Genomic DNA, 22,708 nt, shown 5'->3' on the forward strand with positions numbered 1-22,708 from the left:
TGCCGATGCTGACGCGCCTTTCGGACATTGCCGCCGCGCGGCGGATCGTGGTCAAGATCGGATCGGCGCTGCTGGTCGGCGGCGGGCAGGCGCGCGAGGGCTGGCTGACGCGCATGGCGGGCGATCTGGCGGCGCTGCGCTCGAACGGCGCGCAGGTGATCGTGGTGAGTTCGGGCGCGATTGCGCTGGGCGCGGCGCGGCTGGCCTTGCCCAAGGGCGGTCGCGGGAGCCTTGCCGACGCGCAGGCTGCCGCCGCCGTGGGCCAGATCGCGCTCGCCGACCTGTGGAGCCGCGCGCTGGGAAGCGAAGGCATCACTGCGGCGCAGATGCTGCTGACGCTGGGCGATCTCGAAGACCGGCGGCGTTATTTGAACGCCTCGGCCACGCTCGACCGGCTGCTGGAGGCGGGGACGATCCCCGTCATCAACGAGAACGACTCCGTCGCCACCGAGGAAATCCGCTTCGGCGATAACGACCGGCTGGCCGCGCGCGTGGCGCAGGCGGCCAATGCCGATCTGGTGCTGCTGCTCAGCGATGTGGACGGGCTCTACGACCGCGATCCGCGCGCGGAAGGTGCGACTCTCATTCCCGTGGTTGACGCCGTGACGCCCGAAGTGATGGCGATGGCGAGCGGGGCCTCGTCCTCCGGCCTCGGCTCGGGCGGGATGGTTTCCAAGCTGCAAGCCGCACAGATCGCGACGCGCGCCGGAATTGCGCTCGCCATCCTTAACGGCACGCATGATGCGCCGATTGCCCATGCGCTTGCTGCGGGCACGGGGACGCTGTTCCTGCCCGTTCGCGCCGACAGCGCCCGCAAGGCGTGGCTCGGCGGGCGGCTCGCGCCGGCGGGCGAGCTGCGGGTCGACAAGGGCTGTGCCGAGGCGCTGAAGGGCGGGGCGAGCCTGCTTGCAGCGGGCGTGGTCGGCGTGTCCGGCACCTTCCGGCGCGGCGATCTGGTCAGTGTCCTCAGCCTCAAGGGCGAGCGGCTGGCGCAGGGTCTCGCCGAATATGACGCAGCAGACATGCAGCTGATCGCAGGCAAGCGCGCCGAGGATCAGGCCGAGCGGTTGGGCTATGCCCCGCGCTCCTGCGTGATCCACCGCGATCACATGGTGCTGCTGTGAGCCTGTTGGCGATCACCGGCGCGACCGGGTTCGTCGGGAGCGCGGTGCTGAACGAAGCCTTGGCGCAGGGCCATCAGGTGCGCGCACTCGCCCGCCGTGAACAGGCGGCGCGCAGCGGGGTCGAATGGGTGCGCGGCGATCTGGGCGATAAGGCGGCGCTTTCGGCGCTGGTCGCTGGCGCGGATGCGGTGGTCCATGTTGCGGGCCTGACCAACACTCCCGATCCGGCGGAATTCGAGGCCGCCAATGTCACCGGCACCGCCAATGTGCTAGCGGCGATGACCGGGTCGGGCGTGCGGCGGCTGGTGTTCGTCTCCTCGCTCGCCGCGCGCGAGCCGAAGCTGTCGGCCTATGGCGCATCGAAAGCGCGGGCGGAGACGCTGGTGGAAGCGAGCGGACTCGACTGGACCACGGTGCGTCCGCCCGGCGTCTATGGCCCGCGCGATATCGATTACCTCGACATGTTCCGCACCGCGAAATGGGGCTTCGTGCCGCTGCCGCCGGGCGGGGCGAGTTCGATCATCCATGCCGATGACCTTGCGAGCCTGCTGGTGGTGCTGGCCGCTGGCAATGCCGCGCCGACGAAGAAGAAGGTCTACGAGCCCGACGATGGGCGCGAGGGCGGGTGGAGCCACAAGGAACTCGCCGCCGCGATTGGGCGCGCCGTCGGCAAGCAGAGCGTCTTCGCACCGCACTTGCCGCGCGCGGTGCTCGATGCTGCCGCTGCCGCCGACCGGATCGCCCGCGGCGACCGCGCCAAGCTCACGCCCGACCGCGTGGGCTACATGGCGCATCCCAACTGGGTGTCGCGCTTCGACCGCAAGGTGCCGCCGGGCATCTGGCAACCGCGTATCACCGGCGAGGAAGGTCTGAAATCGACCGCCGAATGGTACCGGCGCGAGGGGTGGCTTTGACCGCCTAGAGGAACGGTTCCTCGCCCGGCTTGTGGATGCCGCATTCGGTCTTGTCCCAGCCCTTCCAGCGGCCCGAGCGCGGGTCTTCGCCGGGCGCGACCTGGGTGGTGCAGGGCGAGCAGCCGATCGAGGGATACCCCTGCGCGATCAGCGGGTGGCGCGGCAGATCGTGGGCTGTGAAATAGGCGTTGATGTCCTCTGCCGACCAATCGATCAGCGGGTTGATCTTAAGCCGCCCCTGTGCGTCCGAGGTATCCACCTCGAAGCGCGGCAGGTTGGCGCGGGTCGCCGCCTGGAACGCCTTGCGCCCGGTGAAGCTCGCATCGAACCCCGCCAGCGCCTTTTCGAGCGGACGCACCTTGCGGATTTCGCAGCAGCCATCGGGATCGTAGGACCACCTGAGGCCGGTTTCGTCCTTCTTGGCGAGCTCGGCCGCATCAGGGGTCAGCACCACCAGATTGAGCCCGAGCCGCTCGACCAGAAGATCGCGGTAGGCGAGCGTTTCGGCAAAGTGCTTGCCGGTGTCGAGGAACAGCACCGGCACGGATGCGTCGACGCTGGCGACCAGATGCAGCAGAACGGCGCTTTCCGCACCGAAGCTGGAAACCACCGCGAGATCGCCCGCGAGGCCATCACGGATCACGCTTTCGAGCATTTCGTGCGTCGTGCTGCCGCGAAACATGCGGTTGAGCCGCACCGCATCATGCTCGGTAAAGCGCGGCGCGAGGTCGAGCGCATCGCGTTGACGCCCGTTGGCAGCGATCCCGAGTTCAGGCTTCATGGCGCTTATCCGCGACGGTCCGCCGCGCATCGGCAGCGCGCTGGTAGACGTTCTCCCAGGTCGCAAAGGCGCGTTTGGCGTCGTCTTCGTCGAGGCGCTTGTCGGGGGCGAAACTGTCGAACCCGCAGCGGCGCATATGGCTGAGCTGGTCGATCAGCACATCGCCGACCGCGCGCAATTCACCCGTGTAGCCCGCTTCGCGCAGGATGCGGGCGGCGGAGTAGCCGCGACCGTCGCCGAAGCCGGGGAAGTTGACCTCGACCAGCGCCAGCCGGTCAAGGAATGGCAGCAGCACGCGGGCATCGTCACCCGGCTCGATGCGAACGGCGGTGGCGTTGGTCTGGTCGCAGCAGGAATCGACGGTGACGGTCGCGTGATCGACCGGCTCGTCGTCGCGGAAGCGGAACTGCACTTCGTCGGGTGAGGTGCCAATGTCCTTAGCCATAAAGCGCCTCCTTGAACGGCTCCATGCCGATGCGGCGGTAGGTATCGAGGAAGCGTTCGCCATCGGCGCGGGCGGCGAGGTAGACGTCGGTGACCTTCTCGACCGCAGCGATCACGCCGTCCTCGTCGAAGCCGGGGCCGGTGATCTTGGCGAGACTGACGTCCTCGGCCTCCGATCCGCCGAGCGAGAGCTGGTAGTTCTCGGTGCCCTTCTTGTCGACGCCGAGGATGCCGATGTGGCCTGCGTGGTGGTGCCCGCAGGCGTTGATGCAGCCGGAGATTTTCAGCTTCAGCTCGCCCACCACTTCGGTGCGTCCGGTTGCCGCGAAACGCTCTGAAATGCGCTGGGCCAGCGGGATCGACCGGGCATTGGCTAGCGAGCAGTAATCAAGTCCCGGACAGGCGATGATGTCCTCGATCGTGTCCATGTTGGGTGCGCCGAGGCCGGCTGCGTCAAGCGCGCTCCATACCGCGTGCAGATCGGCGATGCGGACGTGGGGCAGCAGCAGGTTCTGGGTGTGCATCACGCGCAGCTCGTCGAAGCTGTAGTCACGCGCGAGCTTGGCCACGACGCGCATCTGCTCGGCGGTGGCATCGCCGGGAATGCCGCCTGCGGGTTTGAGGCTGATGACGGCAGAGACGTAGGCGTCATGCTTGTGGCGGTGCGTGTTGCGGTCGACCCACAGTGCGAAATCGGGATCGGAACGATCGAGTGTCTTCGGCCCGTCAACAAACGGGGGATCGGCAAAATGCTCGGCAATCCGCGCCAGCTCCTCGCGCGGCGGTTCCACGCCGACCGACAGCAGGTGCGCGAATTCCTCTTCGACCTGACGGATATATTCCGCCGCGCCAAGTTCATGGACGAGGATCTTGATCCGCGCCTTGTACTTGTTGTCGCGCCGACCGTAGCGGTTGTAGACCCGAAGGCACGCCTCGGCATAGGTGATGAACTGGTCGATCGGCACGAAGTCGCGAATGAGGGGCGCGATCATCGGGGTGCGGCCCATACCGCCGCCAGCATAGAACTGCGCGCCCACTTCGCCCGCGTCATTCTTCACGATCCGCACGCCGATATCGTGCAGCCGCATCGCCGCGCGGTCCTTCTCGGATGCGATCACCGCGATCTTGAACTTGCGGGGGAGGTAGGTGAACTCCGGGTGGAAGCTCGACCACTGGCGCATCAGCTCGGCATAGGGGCGCGGATCGACCACCTCGTCGGCGGCTGCGCCCGCAAAATGATCTGAACTAATGTTGCGGATGCAATTGCCGCTGGTCTGGATGGCGTGCATCTCGACCGTCGCCAGATCGGCGAGGGCATCGGCGCAGTCTTCCAGCTTGATCCAATTGTACTGGATGTTCTGGCGGGTGGTGAAGTGGCCGTAGCCGCGGTCATACTTCTCGGCGATGTCGGCGAGCATGTCCATCTGGCGGCTGTCGAGCGTGCCATAGGGGATCGCGACGCGCAGCATATAGGCGTGAAGCTGAAGATAGAGCCCGTTCATCAGCCGCAGCGGCTTGAACTGGTCTTCGGTGAGCTTGCCTTCGAGGCGGCGGCGGGCCTGATCGCGGAATTCTTCCACGCGGGCATCGACCATCGCCTGATCGTAGGAATCGTAACGGTACATGTCAGATCACCCAGTCAATGGCTTGGGGGTCTTGCGGCTTGAGCGTGAGGTCGGGCCGCACGGTCGGGCCGAGCGCGCGGATGCGGTCCTTGATGTGGGCGGGGCGCACGCCGTCGATGGTGCGGGTTGCCTCGATCGCATAGGGCACGTTGACGCGCCGCGCGGCAACTTCGCGCGCCATGATTTCCTCGGCGTCTTCGCCGACATCGACGGCATCATTGACGTGGAGCGACCAGCCGCTGCCGTTCCACCAGGTGACAGCGCCCGAGCGCAGATCGTTGCCGGTGAGGATTTTCATCGGGCAGCCTCCTCGGCCAGCGCGGCGACGGCGATGTCATCGCGCGCGGTAACTTCGCCGATGACGATGAGCGCGGGGCTCTTCACCGCTTCCGCCTCGACCAGATCGGGGAGCGCGGCGAGCAGCCCGCGCAGCACCCGCATTTCCGGGCGTGCGGCGTTCTCGATCACGGCGACGGGCATGTCGGGGGCAAGACCGTCGGCCATCAGCTTGTCGGCGATCTGCGCGGCGGTGGAGACGCCCATGTAGATCACCAGCGTGCGGCCCTTGCCCGCGAGGCCCGACCAGTCCTGTTCGGACAGGCCCTTGCACTGGCCCGCGACGAAGCTGACGATGCTCGAGGCATCGCGGTGGGTGAGCGCGATCTGGGCGGCGGCGGCGGCGCCATTGGCGGCGGAGATGCCGGGGACCACCTCGACACGGACACCTGCGGCGCGCGCGGTTTCGGCTTCCTCGCCCCCGCGCCCGAAGATGAAGGGATCGCCGCCCTTGAGGCGCACGACATCGCGGCCACTGAGCGCCTCGCGCACCAGCAGCGCGTTGATCTCTTCCTGCGGCAAGGTGTGGCGCGCACGTTGCTTGGCGACCGAGATCAGCCGCGCGTCGCTCCGCGCAAGGCCGAGGATATCGGGGCCGATCAGCCCGTCATGAACGATGACTTCGGCCCGCTCGATCAGGCGGGCAGCGCGCAGGGTAAGCAGGTCCACCGGACCCGGCCCCGCGCCGACGAGATAAATGGTGCCAGTCTTTCGCATGGCACCGCAGATGGGCCAGCGCGCCCAGAGGCGCCAGCGAGAATGGATTGGCAGCGATGAAGCGGAACTATACCCGCGCCAGGGCCTGCGCGAGATCGGCGATCAGATCGGCGGTGTCCTCCAGCCCGATCGAGAGGCGTATGGCGGGCTTGCCGTCGGTGCCTTGCATGCAGCTGCGGTAATCCTCCGGCCGGATCGGTAGGGCGAGGCTTTCGAACCCGCCCCAGCTGTATCCGATGCCGAACAGGTCGAGCGCGTCGGCCACGCGGGCCGAAGCCTGCGGATCATCGCTCGCCAACACGAAGGAAAACAGCCCGCACCCGCCGGTGAAATCGCGTCGCCACAGCGCGTGGCCGGGATCGGAAGGGAGCAGCGGGCACATCACCCGCGCGACCTGCGGCTGGGCCTCCAGCCGTGTCGCGATTGCCAGCGCCGAGCGGGTCTGCGCTTCCAGCCGGATGCCCATCGTCCTGAGACCCCGCGCGGCGAGTGCGGCATCATCGGGCGAGACCACTTGCCCCAGCTCCTGGCTGACCCGTCGCAGCGCGGTGTACCAGCGCTTGCCCGCACTCGCGCTGCCCATCATCAAATCGGAATGCCCGCCGACATGCTTCGACAGGCTCATCATCACGATGTCGCAGCCGTGCGTCAGGGCCGAAAAGCCGAGCGGGCTCGCCCACGTGTTGTCGACCATGCTCACCGCGCCATGTTCGCGGGCGATGGCGGCCAGCGCGGGGATATCGCTGACCTCGAAGGTCAGGCTGCCGGGGCACTCGAGCCACACCGCCTTCGCGCCTTGCCTGCACAGCGCACGGAAGCCTTCCAGATCACGCGGGTCGAAGAAGGTCGTCTCCACCCCCATCCGCGTCAGCAGCCCCGTCGCCATGTTGCGCGAGGGATCATAGGCGTTGTCGGCCATCAGCAGCCGGTCGCCCGGCTTCAGAACCGCGAGCATGCACCCCGCAATCGCCGCCACCCCGCTGGGATAGAGCACTGTGCCATAAGCATCCGCCTCGATCGCGGTCAGCGCATCGGCCAGCGCCCACTGGGTCGGCGCGCCGCGGCGGCCATAGAAGAACTGCCCGTCGGCATTGTTGCCGCCCGCCGCGTGGCGATCGGCGTCCTTGTCATAGAGGTGGGTCGAGGCGCGCCACACGGGCGGGTTGACCACCGGCCCGGTCCATTCCTTGCGCCGTCCGCCGCGCACAAGGCGGGTTGCGGGCTTCAGATGCTTCTCATCGCCGCCGCCGCTCATGCGTCAGGCCCTTGCGCCTTGGGGGTGGCGGGATCGGCGCTCCATTCGCTCCAGCTGCCATCGTAGAGCGCGGCGCTGTCCACGCCGAGGAGGTGCAGAGCGAACAGCAGCACGCTCGCCGTCACGCCGCTGCCGCAGGTGGTGGTGATCGGGCGGGCCAGATCGATCCCGGCGGCGGCGAACAGCGCGCGCAGTTCCTCGGGCGATTTCCATGTGCCGTCAGCGTTGAACACCGCGCTGAAGGGCAGGTTGAGCGCGCCGGGAATCCGCCCGTTCTGCCCGCCATGCACCGGATCGATCCCGCTGCCATAGACGCGGTCGGCGCTGCGGGCATCGAGCACCTGTTCGGCCTTGCTATCGATATTGGCGAGCATCTGCGCCTTGGTGCGCACCCGTGTGGTCGGGGTGAAAGCGGCAGGTGTAGCAGGGGTAACAGCCGGCGTGCCGCTTTCCAGCGGACGGCCCTCGGCGCGCCACTTGGCAAGCCCGCCATCGAGGATCGCCACCTTGCCGCGCCCGCTGGCGGTGAGCACGAACCACGCCCGCGCGGACGTGCGGATCGCGCTGTCATCATAGATCACGATCGTGTCATCGGCCCCGACACCGAGGCCCGCCAGCCGCGCCGCGATCTGATCTGGGGAGGGGAAGGCATAGGGGACTGGGGAACCCGGATCGAACAGGCTCGCAAGGTCGAGGAAGCGCGCGCCGGGGATATGCGCGGCGGCGAATTCGCCCGCCGCATCGCGCGCGGCTGCGGGCAGGTTATACGAGGCATCGAGCACCACAAGGCCCGGCCCGGCGAGGCGAGCGGCGAGCCATTCGGTCGAAACCAGATCGCTGTGAGATTGGGTCATGGGCGCCACCCTAGCGCCCTCGCTCCTTGCCGCAAAGCGTGCGCGGTCAAGCGGCGGCCAAAATCTCCGGCACGCTGATCGGCTTGGCGGTCAGGCCGGTGACCGATCCCGGCGCGGTGTCGAGCAGGATCGGATGCAGCCGCCCGGTGCGCAGCGTGCTTGGTGTGCCGATCACGAAGCTGCGGGTCAGCGTGGTTTGCCCGCGCCCTTCCAGCGTGACGTGCAGCAGCGGGATGAACAGCGCCGCGCGCCCCTGCCGCAGCACGGCGATTTCGGTCAGGGGCAGACGCACTTCGCCGGCGACGATGCGGCTCTGACTGGGGCCGATGCGGTCGATCCCGAACAATTCCTGCGCTGCGCCGGGCGAAGCAGCATTCCCATCGCCGCGCCGCGCGCTGACAAGCTGCACGGCGGCGCTGATATCGGTCACGGCCTGCCCGGCGCGGTTGGCGAAGGTCAGCTGGTACTGCAGCGTGAACATCATCAGGCTGCGGGTCGCGGCGGTGATTTCGAGCCCAACGTCGATCAGCGGGAGATCGGGCAGGAGGCCGTCCTCGGCTTCCGCTTCGGCAGGGGTCGCGAGGCGGAGCACCTTGGGCTTGCGCCGACGCCATAGTGCAAACCCGCCGAGCAGCAGCACAATCGCACCCGCGCCGCCAGCGGCCCACGGCCACCATGCAGGCCAGCCTCCGGCGAGGTCACCGATGGCGGGAAGGGCAGGGGCCGCGCTCGCCGCAGCGGGCGCTTCCTGCGCGGGGGCCAGTTGGGGTTTGGGGAGCGTTGCGGGCAGCGTCAGCGGATCGACCGGCGCTGCGGTTGCGGCAGGCGGAGGAGCTGGCACGGCACTGGCGGCAGGCGGCGGCGTGCGGGCCGCTGCGCGCCGGGCAGGTGAGGTGGCGGGGCGCGGCTGGTCGCCCGCGTCGGGTTCCGATGTCAGCACCGGGGCAGGCGCAATGCGCGGCGTGCCAGTTGGCTCGGCGGTTGGGGCGGCACGCGGGGGGATCGCCACGCCCGCGCGCTCGTCTGCCGGGCCTGCCGGGGCAGGTGTCGGCGTCGGGGTGGGCTGGGGCAGCGAAAAGCCGGTCGGCGCATCCTGCGCGGCGAGCGGCGCAAGCGGCATCAGCGCCAGCAGCAGCGCGGCGGCAGAATGGCGGAAGGGGTGACGGGCGGGTCGGGCAATCATGGCGCAGCAGGGGATGTGGCATAGCGGGGGTGAACCGGCGCTGTCTGCATTAGGGGCGGGGGCGCGCGTGCGTCCAGCCTCGCTGCCACCGTCCGCCTCATGCCAGCGCGCGTTCGGCGCTTGCGCGGGCTTTTCATTCGGGGCAACAGCGCCGCATGGAATCGACACCCGATCAGCCCGCCCGCTCGCCCCAGTTCCTCGGCAAGGAGACGCCGCTGCCGACGTCGCCCGAAACGGCGGTGCTCGACTACGTGCCCAATCCGCGTCCGGGCCTGACCTATCTGGTGCGGTTCGTCTCGCCGGAGTTCACCTCGCTGTGTCCGGTGACGAACCAGCCCGATTTCGCGCATCTGGTGATCGATTACGTGCCGGGCGAAACGATCGTCGAGAGCAAGAGCCTCAAGCTGTTTCTCGGGAGCTTCCGCAACCACAACGGCTTCCACGAGGATGTGACCGTGGGCATCGGGGTGCGATTGTTCGAGGAGATGCGTCCGCAGTGGCTGCGCATCGGCGGCTACTGGTATCCGCGCGGGGGCATCCCGATCGACGTGTTCTGGCAATCGGGCGCGCCGCCGGCTGATCTGTGGCTGCCCGATCAGGGCGTATCGCCCTATCGCGGTCGCGGCTGACGGGGTTTCGGGGCGGTTAGACCCCCTCTAGACCCCCGTTAGACCCCCCTTAGGCCGGCAAAGCGGGGATGTTCCACGTGGAACAATCCCCGTTTGGCGGGGTGGTTACATCGCCAGATCGAGCTGGAGGAAGCGCGGCACGGTCTTGTTCGCCTCGCGCCACTTGGCGAGCGGGAAAGCCCCCGGCCCCAGCGCCGCCAGCGGGATCCCCGCCTCCGCCAGCGCATAAGGCGAAATGCGGTGCCGGGTCATGAACCCGCCCGTGCCGTCGCTGATCATCGGCGTTTCGAACTTCAGCCCCTGCGAGCTCTCGGAGGCGTTGACCACCTGGCTCACCACCAGCTGCCCATGCCCGAGATCGAGCACCACATCGGTCCCCACCGGCACCCCGGCGAGCCCGTTGATCCGCGCGCCCGTCTTCGACAGGTTGCGCAGGATCACGTCGTAATAGTGGTCTTCGTTGATCAGCCCGACCCGCTTGAAAATCGTGATGCGGTCGGCGCGGTGGCGCGGCGGGCCGCTCGGCGCGACGTTCATCGCCCCGTTAGCAAAGCGCTTCAACACCTCGTCCTGCAACAGCGGGCGCGAATAGATATAGCCCTGCACCAGATCGGCGCCGCGCTCGCGCACCAGCGCGAGTTCGTCCATCGCCTCGACCCCCTCGGCCACGGTCTCCATCCCCAGCGCCTTGGCCAGCGCGACGATAGCGGTGATGATCGCCGGGTTGATGTCGCCGTTCTCGGTGCAGCCGCGCACGAAGCTCTGGTCGATCTTGATCTTGTCGAAATGGCCGTGCTTGAGATAGCCGAGCGAGGAATAGCCCGTGCCGAAATCGTCGAGCGCCAGGCTGACGCCCAGCTTCTTGATATCACGGAAGATTGCATCGACCTTCTCGAGATCACCGACGAACACGCTTTCGGTGATCTCCAGCACCAGCCGTGAAGGGCACATTCCCGACGCTTCGAGTGCCGCCGCGACGGTTTTGCGGTAGCCGTTGTGGATGAACTGCTTGGCCGAGACATTGACCGCGACGCGGATCGAATCCGGCCACTCCATCGCGTCCTTGCACGCCTGCCGCAGCGCCATTTCGCCGAGCTTGATGATGAGATCATCGTTCTCGGCAATCGGGATGAAGTCGGAGGGCGAGATTTCCGTCCCCTCTTCGTCCTGCCAGCGCAGCAGCGCCTCGAAGCACTTCACCTCGTTGGTGTCGGGATTGACGAGCGGCTGATAGGCGATCTTCAGCTCGTTCCTGTCGAGCGCGTCGCGTAACCGGTCGCCCAGCACTGCCGATTTCGACGCCGCCTCGCTCAGATCGCTGGTGTAGAAGCAGAAGGTCCCGCTGCGGGTTTCCTTGGCGGAATAAAGCGCCATGTCGGCCGCGCGGGTCAGCTCGTCGGCGTCGATCCCGTCATAGGGCGCAATCGCGATCCCGACCGAGGTGCCGATGATCGCCCGACGGCCATTGATCTGGTAGGGCTGGGAAATCGACTGGACGATCCGGTTGGCCAGCTCGCCCAGAGTGCCGCGATCGTCCATGTCGGGCAGGATCACCTGGAATTCGTCCCCACCCAGACGGCCGACCTCGCCATGGTCCTTGACGATCGAGGCGAGGCGCTTGGCAACCTGGCGCAGCAGCTCGTCGCCGGCCGGGTGGCCCATCGTGTCATTGACCTGCTTGAAGCGGTCGAGATCGAGCATCATCAGCGCGCAGCTGCGCTGGCTCTGGCGGAAGGCAGAGAGCGTCGCATTGAGCCGTTCGCTGAGCTTGCGGCGGTTGGCGAGGCCGGTCAGTTCATCGACCTGCGATTGGCGTGCGACCTGCGTTTCATAGGTGTACTGCGCCGAGATATCGACCGCGCTGCCACGATAGCCGCAGAACGCGCCTTCCGCATCGAGCAGCGGACGGGCGTTGAGCCGCCACCAGCGGGTGGTGCCATGGGCGGTGGGAATGGCGACGATCTGCTCTTCGAGCTTGGAGCGAGTGCGCAGCTTGAAGGAAAGGGCGCGCTGGGTCGGGGCGCCGGGTTCTTCTTCAATATCCTGGAAGACCTCTTCGATCGGTTTGCCGATCAGAGTCCCCGCGTCGGCGCCGATATCCTGAATGGCGCGCGATGAGAGGAACACCAGCTTGCCATCGGCGTCAGTGGCCCAGAACATGCCAATGCCGAGTTCCTCGACGTCACCGAGCACCGCAGTCCGGTCGACCCGCAATGCAGGCGCAGCAGAGCCACTGCCGGCATGTGCGGCTTTCTTCCGTCCGTTTTTGCGAAACCCCAACGCCATTGGCTATCCTCGTTATCTTCGCGGTTGGGCCCTGTGCCGTGGGTCGCGTGGCCCTTTGCCTGGGCCCGCCGGCCCGAGCCGATCCTCTTAGAGCGAGGGAATTGAGGATTCGTTACCCATCCGCGTGCCCCGTCGGGATGCGCAAAGGGGGCTGGAACGGATTGGCAGCAACCGCGTTATCGGACTGTGTGCCCGCCTTGGCATAATGATGCCAAAGGCGGATGCTCGACGTAATTTTGCTACATCACTGCGGGCGTTCGGGATCGCGCATCGCAGGTTTGGCGACAGTCTGGGGACGGTGTCATTCTGAAAGAGATCCTGCGCGAGGCCGCGCCTGCTGTCCGTACCAATCGCGTGCAAACCCGCGCCCAGTGGGACGCGATGCGTGCGGCTGTTCTGGCTGATCCGGGCGCCTTCCACGGCGAGATTGCCGGGCGCAACATGCATTGGTTCGTGGCCGATATCGGCCCCTCGGGCGCGTGGATCGCACGGGGCGAAGATGGCCGCTGGCACGGCTGGGATGCGGCGAGCGCTGCGCCCGTCAGCCCCGATCTGTCCGCCGGCTTCACGCCGTGGCACACCGGCTTCGACGGCAGCAACCCGCCGCACTGGCGCTGGTTCGTGGGCGGGCGCACCAATGCCGCCTTCTCCGAACTCGATCGCCACGTGCTCGCCGGCCACGGCGATGAAGCCGCGCTGATATTCGAAGGCGACCGCTGGGATATGTCCGCCAGCGGCGGCAAGGGCGCGCCGATCGACTGCTTCACCGTAAGCCGCAAGCAATTGCTGCTCGAAGTGGCCAAGTGCGCGGTTGCGCTTGAAGCGCTGGGGCTGAAGCCCGGCGATCGCATGGCGCTGAACATGCCCAGTATCGTGCCGCAGATCTACTGGACCGAAGCGGCCAAGCGCATGGGCGTGGTTTATACCGCAGTGTTCGGCGGCTTCTCGGACAAGACCCTGTCCGACCGCATCGCCGATACCGGCGCGCGGGTAATCGTCACCTCCGACGGCAGCTACCGCAACGCGCAGGTCGCCGCCTTCAAGAACGCCTATACCGACCCAGCGCTCGACAATTTCGTGCCGGTGACAACCGCGCTTGAGATCCTCTCGGGCCTCGACCTCGGCCTGCCCGAAGCTGACGCTGCGACCATCCTCGATACCGTGCGCGAGGCGCTGGCGGGCGAGATTACGGTTGACCGGTCGGACGTGATGCGCGGCGTGGGCCGGGCGCTGATCAATCTTGGCGCCGAGGGCCGGATCACCAGCGCCGATGCCGCGCGGGTGCGGATCGCGATCGCCTCCAGCCTCGTCACCCTGCCGCCGCGTGTCGAGGCGGTGATCGTGTGCCGCCACACCCACCAGCCCGACATGATCTGGCGCGAGGAGCGCGACCGCTGGAGCCATGAACTAACCGACGCGGCGCTCGTCGCCGTGCTGGAGAAGGCGCGCGGGGCGGGCTTCAACGTCGCATCCGAAGCTGACCTGCTGGCGTTGCCTGACAGCGATTTCGTCCGCGCGATCTGGGCCTCGTCGAAGCCGATGCCGGTCGATGCCGATTATCCGATGTTCTTCATCTACACCTCGGGTTCGACCGGCAAGCCAAAGGGGATCGTCCATTCGCACGGCTATGCCGCAGGCGTGGCCGAGACCATGGCGGCGAGCTTTGATGCGCGCCCGGGTGATACGCTGTTTGTGGTCGCCGATCCGGGCTGGATTACCGGCCAGAGCTACCTGATCTGCGCCCCGCTGATGACGCGGGTGACCTCGCTGGTGAGCGAAGGCTCGCCCGTGTTCCCCCACGCCGGCCGCTTCGCCTCGATGATCGAGCGGCACAATGTGACGATCTTCAAGGCGGGTGTGACCTTCCTCAAGTCGATCATGTCCGATCCGGCGAACCTCGCCGAGGTCGAACGCTACGACATGAGCGGATTGCGCGTGGCGACCTTCTGCGCCGAGCCGGTCAGCCCGTCCGTGCAGGCCTTCGGGATGGAGCACGTTACCCCGCGCTACATCAATTCCTACTGGGCGACCGAGCATGGCGGGATCGCCTGGACGCACATGTTCGGCAACGACGATTTCCCGCTGCGCCCCGACGCGCACGCCTATCCGCTGCCGTGGATCGTTGGCGATGTCTGGGTCGAGGACGAGGCGGGGGGCGCTGCGCAGGTGCCCTTCACGCGCGCCGATGCGGGCGGCGTGCCGTGGCGCAAGGCGGAAGTGGGCGAGAAGGGCGAGATCGTGATCGCCGCGCCTTACCCCTATCTCGCGCGAACCATCTGGGGCGATATCGCGAGCTTCAAGGTTGAAGATGGCCGGGTCGATCCCGCTTGGCGCGGCGATGCGGCGCGGTGGGAAGATGGCTATTGGCGGCGCTGGAAGGGCGCCTGGGCCTATACCCAGGGCGATTTCGCAATTGCCCATGCTGATGGATCGTTCTCGCTTCATGGCCGCTCGGATGACGTGATCAACGTCTCGGGCCACCGCATGGGGACCGAGGAGATCGAGGGCGCGGTGCTGCGCGACAAGACGCTCACCGCCGATAGCCCGGTCGGCAATGTGCTGGTGGTCGGCGCGCCCCACCGCGAGAAGGGGCTGACCCCGCTCGCCTTCGTGGTGCCGGTCGCAGGCCGCAAGCTCACGCACGAGGACAAGCGTCGGCTGTTCGACCTCGTCCGCACCGAAAAGGGCGCGGTTGCGGTGCCGGCGGACTTCATCGAAGTCTCGCAATTCCCCGAAACCCGCAGCGGCAAATATATGCGCCGCATGGTCCGCGCGCTGGTGGTGGGCGAGGACGTCGGCGATGTCACCACGCTCCGCAATCCCGAGGCGCTGGACGAACTGCGCAAGGTCATCGCCGACTGGCAGCGCAAGCAGCGCATGAGCGACGAACAGGCGCTGTTCGATCGCCACCGCTACTTCCTCGTCCAGTACAACACGGTTGCGCCGGGCAAGCAGGTGGCGACCGTCACGGTCACCAATCCGCCGGTCAATGCCTTGAACGAACGCGCGATTGACGAGCTGGTGCTGGTCACCTCCACCCTCGCGCGCGACGACAATGTCGTGGCGGTGGTGTTCACCGGCGAGGGCACTTCGTCCTTCGTCGCGGGTGCCGACATTCGCCAGATGCTCGAGGAAATCCACACCGCCGAAGAAGCGATGGTGCTGCCCAACAACGCGCACCTCGCCTTCCGCACCATCGAGAGCATGGGCAAGCCCTGCGTTGCGGCGGTGCAGGGCGTGGCGCTGGGCGGCGGGATGGAATTCGCGCTCGCGTGCCATTACCGCATTGCCGAGCCGACCGCGCGCTTCGGCCAACCCGAAATCCGCCTGCGCTTGCTGCCCGGCTATGGCGGCACGCAGCGCCTGCCGCGCCTGCTGCTCGACCGGCGCGGGGCGGAAGGCGTGCGCGATGCGCTCGATCTGATCCTGGGCGGGCGCAGCATCACGGCTGATGCGGCAGCGGATATCGGCGTGGTCGATGCGCTGGTGAGCGGCGCGAATGATGCGCTTTCGGCGGCCCACGCGGCTGTGCGCGACTATATGAAGCATGGCGCCAATTCCGCGCTCGGCCAGGCCTTTGCCGAGCGGCAGGCGGCGGCGGCGCGCTGGGAGACGGCGGCCGATGTCAGCCTCGACGCGGTAATGGAGGACGATTTCCTCCAGCGGATCCTGCGCCAGCTCGATTGGGCGGGACGCGGGCCAGCGGGTGCGCGTGCGCTCGAAGCGGTGCGGGTCGGGCTCGAACAGGGCATCACCGCCGGAACGCAGCGCGAAGCCAAGCTGTTCGCCGAAGCCATCGTTGATCCCGAAGGCGGCAAGACCGGCATCAAGCAGTTCATCGACAAGGTTGCGCCCCCGCTCCCGGTGCGGCGCGACGGCGTGTGGATTGATGCGGAGCATGAAATGCGTGCTCAGGCATTGGAGGCGGCAGGCGAGCTGCTTCCTGTGGGAGCGCCGTTCTATCCCGGCGTGACCCCGATCCCGCGCCACCAATACGCCTTCGGCATCGCCCGCGATCCCGACACCGGCCAGCCGCGCTTCGGCCCGCCCGCGAGCCACGAGAAGGAACTGATCGTCAAAACTCCCGAGCCTGCGCCGAACGAGGCGCTGCTCTACATGCTGACGAGCGAGGTCAACTTCAACGACATCTGGGCGCTGACCGGCATCCCCGTCTCGCCCTTCGACAGCCACGAGGAAGACGTCCAGATCACCGGATCGGGCGGGATCGCGCTGGTTGCGGCGCTTGGCAGCGAAACCCGCGCTCAGGGGCGGATCAAGGTTGGCGATCTGGTGACGGTCTATTCGGGGACGAATGACCTGCTCTCGCCGATGGTCGGCAATGATCCGATGTATGCCGACTTCAGCATTCAAGGCTACGAGACCGAAACCGGCAGCCACGCGCAGTTCCTCACCGTGCAGGCTCCTCAGATGCACAAGGTGCCGCCCGATCTGACGCTGGAGCAGGCGGGGAGCTATGTGCTCAACCTCGGCACCATCGCGCGCTGCCTGTTCACGACGCTGGAAATCGCACCCGGACGGACGCTGTTCGTCGAAGGCGCGGCGACGGGGACGGGGCTTGATGCCCTGCGCTCCTCGGTGCGGACGGGCTTGCAGGTGACAGGCCTCGTGTCCTCGGAAGAACGCGCGAGCTTCATCACCAAGGTGCAGGGCGCGGTGGGTGCGATCAACCGCAAGGATGCGCGCTTCGCCGATCTTTATTCGGTCGTGCCGGAAGACAAGGCGGAGGCGCGAGGCTGGGAAGCCGCAGGCGCGTCGCTGGTTGCCGAATACAAGGCCTTGAACGGCGGCAAGCTGGCCGATTACGTGGTCAGCCACGCGGGCGAAACCGCCTTCCCGCGCTCGTTCCAATTGCTGGCCGAGGGCGGGACGCTGGCCTTCTACGGCGCATCATCCGGCTACCATTTCAGCTTCATGGGCAAGCCGGGCACGGCCAGCCCCGAAGAGATGCTCCGCCGGGCGCAGCTCAGGGGCGGCGAGGCGGTGCTGATCTTCTACGGGCCGGGATCGAGCGACCTGCTCGACGAAACCGGGCTCGAAATGATCGAAGCCGCACGGCGGTTCAATGCCAAGTCCGTCATCGCCACCACCACCGATGGCCAGCGAGAATTCTTGCAATCGCTGGGGCTGGAAGATGCAATCGAGGGAATTGTCTCCCTCGAAAGCATCCGCCGCCGCGAAGGCGCGAATTTCCACTGGCCCGACACCATGCCCCGCCTGCCCGATGCCAAGGCCGATATCGAGGTCTTCAAGGCGGCGGTGCGCGACTATCAGGACCGGGTGATGAAGCCCTTCGGTTCGGCGGTGGGCAAGATCCTGCGCTCGCCCGACAATCCGCGTGGCAGCCCCGATCTGGTGTTCGAGCGGGCCGGGCAGGATACGCTCGGCATTTCGACTTCGCTGGTGAAGCCCTTCACCGGGCGGGTGATCTTCGCCGAAGATCTCAGCGGGTGCCGCTTCACCTTCTACGCCCCGCAGGTCTGGACCCGCCAGCGCCGCATCTACATGCCGACCGCCAACATCTTCGGCACGCACCTGTGCAACGCCTTCGAGGTCGCGCGGATGAACGACATGATCGCTGCCGGGCTGCTCGAAGTGACCGAGCCCGAGGTCGTTTCGTGGGAAGGCTTGCCCGAAGCGCACCAGGCGATGTGGGACAACCGGCACACCGGCTCGACCTATGTGGTCAACCACGCGCTGCCGGAACTGGGCCTCAGAAGCCGCGACGCGCTGCTCGAAGCGTGGTCGGCCATGGGGTCGGCTAACACGGCCGGGGAACCGGAAACATAATCCGCGCGTTGCGATTTTTGAAACGTTCTTAGCTCTCCTCCCCAGGGTTTGAACGAAACATAAAGCGAAGCACAGCTTCGCGGTAATTCTGTGAGGAGAGAGTCATGGCCAAGTTGAAAGCCGTTGCCGCTGCGCCTGCTCTGCAAGGCGATATCCCGGGCCGCCTCGCCGGCAAGATCGCCGTTGTGACCGGCGCTGCCGGGAACTTGGGCGGACATATCGTCACCCATTATCTTGCAGAAGGCGCAACCGTGGTGATGACGGGCCGCACGCCCGATCGCACCAAGGCTGCGGCTGACGCGCTGCTCAAGGCGACTGGCGCAGACCCGGCGCGGCTTGCCACTGTCGCGCTTGATGGCGGCGACATCGCCTCGGTGCGCGCTGCGATTGCCGATGTGGTGAAGCAGTTCGGGCGGATCGACATTCTGGTCAACAACGCCGGAAGCGCGGGGCCGAAGCAGCCGATCGAGAACCTCCCGCTCTCTGCCGAAGAGCTCGCCGCGCTCCAGAAAAAGGGCGCAACCGACAGCGAGACCGTGGCCGATGCGCTGCGCAACATCTTCGGTGTCGCGTGGAACGTCGCGCGGGTTGCGGCGGAGCACATCCCCGAAGGCGGCTCGATCATCAACGTCTCGACCATCTTCAGCCGTACGCCCTATTATGCGCGCGCGGCCTATGTGGTGCCCAAGGCGGCGATGAATGCGTGGAGCCGCGAGCTCAGCCTTGAGCTTGGCCCCAAGGGCATCCGCGTCAACCTCGTCTACCCCGGCCCGATCGAGAGCGAGCGCATCCGCAATGTCTTCGCCGCGATGGACACCGCGCGCGGCGATGCGGCGGGGACCACCGCGACCCAGTTCTTCGACATGATGAGCCTCGAGCGCGCCACCGGCGGCAAGGAGAAGGCCAAGACCTTCCCGACCCCGACCGACATTGCCACCACCTGCGTGTTCCTCGGCTCGGATGAAAGCGCGGCCTATAACGGTCACGACTTCGAGGTCACCCACGGTATGAGCGTCCGCAAGGAGCAGCGCTCGACCTACCTTGCGCGGCCCACCATGCGCTCGATGGACGGCACCGGCCTTTCGGTGCTGATCGCGGCGGGAGATGACTGGGAAGAGGCGCTCGAAATCGCGCAGGTGCAACTCGCCTGCGGGGCCGAAGTCGTGCTCGGCCTGCCGCGCGCGGCCGATGTGGCGATTGCCGAAAAGCGCTGCGCCGCGCTGGGCCTTGGCGACAAGCTCAGCATCATCCGCTTCAGCCGCAAGGATCCGGCAGGCATGGAAGCCGCGCTGGAGGATTACACCAGGAAGGGCACGCCGGTCAGCGGCGCATTGTTCCTCCCCGCGCTGGGTGCGGGCGAACTTTCGGGCGCGATCACCACGGCAGACGACAGCGTGGTCGAATCGCTGATGGACGCCGAACTCGCAGGCAACATGGCGCTAGCGCGCACCATGAGCCGTTACTGGAAGCGGCACGACAACCTGATGCAGCCGCCGCGCTTCGTGTTCGTCAGCCACAAGAGCGACGGGAAGGGCGATATCTACGGCCACATCCTGCGCGCCGCGACCGAGCAGCTGATCCGCATCTGGCGCGATGAAAGCGAGATCGACACCGCGCATGGCCGCCGCCGTCAGGCCGAGTGGGGCAACCAGATCGTGCGCTTCACCAATACCGAGGCCGAGAACATCCGCTTCACCGCGGGCCACGCCGCGCGCATCCTGCTCAAGGAAAGCAAGCTCGGCGAGATCACGCTCTATGTCCCGTCTAACATCGGCGAGGCGACGGGTGCGCGCAAGGCCATGCCGGGGTTCTCGGAGAACATCACCGGCCTGCACCTCGGCAAGGTCGCGCTGATCACCGGCGGGTCTGCCGGGATCGGCGGACAGGTCGCGCGCCTGCTGGCGCTGGCCGGCGGCAAGGTAATGATGGTTGCACGCCGCGAAAGCGAACTCGCGGTCGCCCGCGCCAAGATCGTCAGCGAGCTTGAAGACATCGGCTTTGCGGGTGTCGAGCGGCGGGTGCAGACCCTCGCCAATGTCGATGTCAGCAACTTCGAAAGCCTCAAGGGCGCGGTCGACGCGACGCTCAAGGCTTTCGGCCGGATCGACTACCTCATCAACAACGCGGGCGTTGCCGGTGCTGAGGACATGGTCGTCGACATGGGGGTCGATGCGTGGAACTACACGCTCGATGCGAACCTCGTGTCGAACTACTTCCTGATGCACCATGTTGCGCCGCTGATGAAGGCGCAAGGATCGGGCTACATCCTCAACGTCTCGTCCTATTTCGGCGGGGAGAAATATCTCGCGGTCGCTTACCCCAACCGCGCGGATTACGCCGTGTCGAAGGCCGGGCAGCGCGCGATGGTCGAAAGCATGGCGCGCTATCTCGGCCCCGAGGTGCAGTTCAACGCGATCGCGCCTGGCCCCGTGGATGGTGACCGCCTGTCGGGCACCGGCGGCAAGCCCGGGCTGTTCGAACGGCGCGGGAAGCTCATTCTTGAAAACAAGCGCCTGAACGCGGTCCACGCGGCCAGCATCAAGGCGCTGCGGCGCGGGGTGCGGGTCGAAGCGCTGCTCGCCCGGCTGGCGCGCAACGACACCGTCAAGATGAGCCACGACACCAACAACCCGCATGAACTGCGCGAACTGGCGCTGGCCTGTGCGCGCGAAGGCGATGGCACCTGCACCTGGGACCAGTATTTGCTCACCCCCTCGATCGCCGCTGGGCTGATCGGGCGGCTGCGGCAGGGCGGATACTTCCTCGATGCACCCGAGTGGGCCGATCGCCCCGCGACGCCCGAGGCCGATGCCGACTGGCTGATGCGTGTGCCGCCCGAAGATGCGCCCTTCCTGCCCGCCGACAAGATTGCGGTCGAGGCCAAGAAGGTCGGCACCGGCGTGCTGTCCAAGCTCTATCTCGGCAAGATGCCGACCGAGCATGACGTGGCGCAGGCGACGGTGTTCTTCCTCGCCGACCGCGCGGTTTCGGGCGAGACCTTCATGCCCTCGGGCGGCCTCAGCGTCGAGCGTTCGACCACCGAGCGCGAGCTGTTCGGCAGCCCCAAGCAGGAACGGCTCGACCAGATGCGTGGGCGTACGGTGTGGATCATCGGCGAACACCTCGCCGATTACCTCGCAGAAACAGCCCGCGCCTTCATCGAGGATTGCGGCGTGGCCAATGTGGTGGCCATCACCCGCACCGCTGAAGCGTTCGATGCGATCAAGGCACAGCTCGAGCCCGAAATCGCCGCGTCGTTGACCTCGCTGGTCAAGACCTCCGACATCGAAGCTGCGATGGACGAGGCGCTGACTTTGTGGGGCAAGCCGACGACGATCCTCTCCACCCCGATGGCCGCGCTGCCGGGCAAGCTGTTTGCGACCGACGATCCGCTCACCCCGGAGGAGTTCCGCGCCGTGGTGGCCGACAATCTCACCCACCACTTCCGCGTTTCGCGCCGGGCCTCGCTCTATGACGATTGCCAGCTGGTCCTGACCTCGCCCGACGTGCCGATGGGCGACAAGTCGCCCGCCTTCGCGCTGGCGAACTTCATCAAGACCACGCTCCACGCCTTCACCGCGACGCTCGCCGTGGAGAACGAGCGGCTGGTCCACGATGTGCCGGTCAACCAGATCAACCTGACCCGCCGTGTCCAATCGGAAGAACCGCGCGATCTCGACGAGCATCTCGAAGAGGTCCGCCGCTTCGCCCGCGCGGTGCTGCTGGTCGGCGCACCGCTGCCCGATGCCGAGGACTCGCGGTACCGGGCGCGGATTTATCGCGGCATGTCGATGACGGTGTGATACTGCGTCAGCAATGATCCAGTATCTGCCGTTCGAAAAGCCGATAGAGGCGCTCGACAAGCATGTGGCGGAGCTTGCCGCCCATGCCGAGGGCACAGCCGAGGCGCGGATGCTGCGCGAGCGGGCGGACAAGCTGCTCGCGGATACCTATGCGCGCCTGTCCCCGTGGGAACGCACGCTGGTGGCGCGCCATCCGCAGCGCCCCCGCTTCGAAAAACTGGTCGCGGGGCTGTTCACCGACTTCCTGCCGATCGCGGGCGACCGTGTGTTCGGAGAGGACGAGGCGATCATCGGCGGCTTTGCCCGGTTCGAAGGCCGCAAGGTGGTGGTGATCGGCCATGTGAAGGGCGAGGATACGCCCGGACGCATCCGCCACAATTTCGGCATGGCGCGGCCCGAAGGCTATCGCAAGGCGATCCGGCTGATGGAACTGGCCGACCGCTTCGGTCTGCCGGTGGTGACGCTGGTCGATACTCCTGGCGCCTTTCCCGGGGTCGATGCCGAAGCGCGCGGGCAGGCTGAAGCCATCGCCCGTTCAACCGAGATGTGCCTTTCGCTCGGCGTGCCGCTCATCGCGGTGATCATCGGCGAGGGCGGATCGGGCGGCGCAGTCGCGCTGGCGGCGGCAAACCGGGTGCTGATGTGCGAACACGCGGTCTATTCGGTGATCAGCCCCGAAGGTTGTGCCTCGATCCTGTGGCGCAGCGGCGCACAGGCGCCCGACGCGGCCGAAGCGATGAAGGTGACTGCGGGCGATCTCCTCAAGCTCGGCGTGATCCACCGCATCGTCTACGAACCGCGCGGCGGCGCGCACCGCGATCCCGACGAGATGGTCAAGCGGATGACGCTGGCGCTTCGGGCGGAGCTTGATGCGCTGGCCGCCCTGACACCCGAAGAACTGCGCCGCGAGCGCGAGGAGTTCTTCCTGAAGCTGGGGTAATCGGCGGGA

The 22,708-nt window shown here is 67.0% G+C and carries 15 protein-coding genes; 6 read left to right on the plus strand and 9 right to left on the minus strand.

The window, feature by feature from the left end:
• The first annotated feature begins 5 nt into the window (after positions 1 to 5).
• Both proB and BG023_RS06430 read left to right on the plus strand, forming a co-directional pair.
• Entirely contained in the window at positions 6 to 1,124 is a 1,119-nt protein-coding gene (gene proB / locus BG023_RS06425) for a glutamate 5-kinase (RefSeq protein WP_069309722.1), read from the plus strand.
• Positions 1,121 to 2,038 (plus strand): NAD-dependent epimerase/dehydratase family protein, encoded by a 918-nt coding sequence (locus BG023_RS06430; protein WP_069309723.1) that lies wholly within the window; start codon positions 1,121 to 1,123, stop codon positions 2,036 to 2,038. The genes proB and BG023_RS06430 overlap by 4 nt, the downstream gene beginning before the upstream one ends.
• Before the next feature lie 4 nt (positions 2,039 to 2,042).
• Here BG023_RS06430 and BG023_RS06435 read toward each other — a convergent pair whose 3' ends face one another.
• The 8 genes from BG023_RS06435 to BG023_RS06470 form a co-directional block, all read right to left on the minus strand.
• The gene (locus BG023_RS06435) at positions 2,043 to 2,819 is read right to left on the minus strand and encodes a phosphoadenylyl-sulfate reductase (RefSeq protein ID WP_069311178.1); all 777 of its coding nucleotides are present in this window, start codon (positions 2,817 to 2,819) and stop codon (positions 2,043 to 2,045) included.
• Entirely contained in the window at positions 2,809 to 3,264 is a 456-nt protein-coding gene (locus BG023_RS06440; RefSeq protein ID WP_069309724.1) for a DUF934 domain-containing protein, read from the minus strand. Before BG023_RS06440 ends, BG023_RS06435 begins: the two co-directional genes overlap by 11 nt.
• Complete coding sequence (locus tag BG023_RS06445) at positions 3,257 to 4,888, minus strand: nitrite/sulfite reductase (protein WP_069309725.1); 1,632 nt, start codon at positions 4,886 to 4,888, stop codon at positions 3,257 to 3,259. Before BG023_RS06445 ends, BG023_RS06440 begins: the two co-directional genes overlap by 8 nt.
• Before the next feature lies 1 nt (position 4,889).
• Positions 4,890 to 5,186, minus strand: coding sequence for a DUF2849 domain-containing protein (locus BG023_RS06450; RefSeq protein ID WP_069309726.1), 297 nt, complete (start codon positions 5,184 to 5,186; stop codon positions 4,890 to 4,892).
• Entirely contained in the window at positions 5,183 to 5,941 is a 759-nt protein-coding gene (cobA, locus tag BG023_RS06455; RefSeq protein ID WP_069309727.1) for a uroporphyrinogen-III C-methyltransferase, read from the minus strand. Before cobA ends, BG023_RS06450 begins: the two co-directional genes overlap by 4 nt.
• 67 nt (positions 5,942 to 6,008) lie before the next feature.
• Positions 6,009 to 7,196 (minus strand): cystathionine beta-lyase, encoded by a 1,188-nt coding sequence (gene metC, locus BG023_RS06460; RefSeq protein ID WP_069309728.1) that lies wholly within the window; start codon positions 7,194 to 7,196, stop codon positions 6,009 to 6,011.
• A complete protein-coding gene (locus BG023_RS06465) occupies positions 7,193 to 8,050 on the minus strand; it encodes a sulfurtransferase (protein ID WP_069309729.1) in 858 nt (285 codons plus the stop codon). The genes metC and BG023_RS06465 overlap by 4 nt, the downstream gene beginning before the upstream one ends.
• Positions 8,051 to 8,096: 46 nt before the next feature.
• Positions 8,097 to 9,233 (minus strand): hypothetical protein, encoded by a 1,137-nt coding sequence (locus tag BG023_RS06470; RefSeq protein WP_069309730.1) that lies wholly within the window; start codon positions 9,231 to 9,233, stop codon positions 8,097 to 8,099.
• Between the two features lie 155 nt (positions 9,234 to 9,388).
• Between BG023_RS06470 and queF the strand changes: the two genes are divergently transcribed.
• Positions 9,389 to 9,862, plus strand: a complete 474-nt coding sequence (gene queF / locus BG023_RS06475; protein WP_069309731.1) for a preQ(1) synthase — start codon at positions 9,389 to 9,391, stop codon at positions 9,860 to 9,862.
• A 105-nt stretch (positions 9,863 to 9,967) separates the two neighbouring features.
• Here the strand turns inward: queF and BG023_RS06480 are convergent, their stop codons facing one another.
• Positions 9,968 to 12,148, minus strand: coding sequence for a putative bifunctional diguanylate cyclase/phosphodiesterase (locus BG023_RS06480; RefSeq protein ID WP_083234589.1), 2,181 nt, complete (start codon positions 12,146 to 12,148; stop codon positions 9,968 to 9,970).
• 354 nt (positions 12,149 to 12,502) lie between these two features.
• Between BG023_RS06480 and BG023_RS06485 the strand changes: the two genes are divergently transcribed.
• The 3 genes from BG023_RS06485 (at position 12,503) to BG023_RS06495 (ending at position 22,699) form a co-directional block, all read left to right on the plus strand.
• Positions 12,503 to 17,956, plus strand: a complete 5,454-nt coding sequence (locus BG023_RS06485) for an AMP-binding protein (RefSeq protein WP_269465921.1) — start codon at positions 12,503 to 12,505, stop codon at positions 17,954 to 17,956.
• Between the two features lie 104 nt (positions 17,957 to 18,060).
• Positions 18,061 to 21,759, plus strand: coding sequence for an SDR family NAD(P)-dependent oxidoreductase (locus tag BG023_RS06490; protein WP_069309734.1), 3,699 nt, complete (start codon positions 18,061 to 18,063; stop codon positions 21,757 to 21,759).
• Between the two features lie 13 nt (positions 21,760 to 21,772).
• Positions 21,773 to 22,699 carry an acetyl-CoA carboxylase carboxyltransferase subunit alpha gene (locus BG023_RS06495; RefSeq protein ID WP_069309735.1) on the plus strand — a complete coding sequence of 309 codons (927 nt, stop codon included), beginning with the start codon at positions 21,773 to 21,775 and terminating at the stop codon, positions 22,697 to 22,699.
• Positions 22,700 to 22,708: the final 9 nt, after the last annotated feature.

The organism is Porphyrobacter sp. LM 6 (genome assembly GCF_001720465.1).
GTDB lineage: Bacteria > Pseudomonadota > Alphaproteobacteria > Sphingomonadales > Sphingomonadaceae > Erythrobacter.

Bases quoted from the DNA above. Each gene is read 5' to 3' on its own strand.
- proB (WP_069309722.1), top strand. From the start codon at position 6: ATGCTGACGCGCCTTTCGGACATTGCCGCCGCGCGGCGGATCGTGGTC.
- BG023_RS06435 (WP_069311178.1), bottom strand. From the start codon at position 2,819: ATGAAGCCTGAACTCGGGATCGCTGCCAACGGGCGTCAACGCGATGCG.
- BG023_RS06440 (WP_069309724.1), bottom strand. From the start codon at position 3,264: ATGGCTAAGGACATTGGCACCTCACCCGACGAAGTGCAGTTCCGCTTC.
- BG023_RS06445 (WP_069309725.1), bottom strand. From the start codon at position 4,888: ATGTACCGTTACGATTCCTACGATCAGGCGATGGTCGATGCCCGCGTG.
- BG023_RS06450 (WP_069309726.1), bottom strand. From the start codon at position 5,186: ATGAAAATCCTCACCGGCAACGATCTGCGCTCGGGCGCTGTCACCTGG.
- cobA (WP_069309727.1), bottom strand. From the start codon at position 5,941: ATGCGAAAGACTGGCACCATTTATCTCGTCGGCGCGGGGCCGGGTCCG.
- metC (WP_069309728.1), bottom strand. From the start codon at position 7,196: ATGAGCGGCGGCGGCGATGAGAAGCATCTGAAGCCCGCAACCCGCCTT.
- BG023_RS06465 (WP_069309729.1), bottom strand. From the start codon at position 8,050: ATGACCCAATCTCACAGCGATCTGGTTTCGACCGAATGGCTCGCCGCT.
- BG023_RS06470 (WP_069309730.1), bottom strand. From the start codon at position 9,233: ATGATTGCCCGACCCGCCCGTCACCCCTTCCGCCATTCTGCCGCCGCG.
- queF (WP_069309731.1), top strand. From the start codon at position 9,389: ATGGAATCGACACCCGATCAGCCCGCCCGCTCGCCCCAGTTCCTCGGC.
- BG023_RS06480 (WP_083234589.1), bottom strand. From the start codon at position 12,148: ATGGCGTTGGGGTTTCGCAAAAACGGACGGAAGAAAGCCGCACATGCC.
- BG023_RS06490 (WP_069309734.1), top strand. From the start codon at position 18,061: ATGGCCAAGTTGAAAGCCGTTGCCGCTGCGCCTGCTCTGCAAGGCGAT.
- BG023_RS06495 (WP_069309735.1), top strand. From the start codon at position 21,773: ATGATCCAGTATCTGCCGTTCGAAAAGCCGATAGAGGCGCTCGACAAG.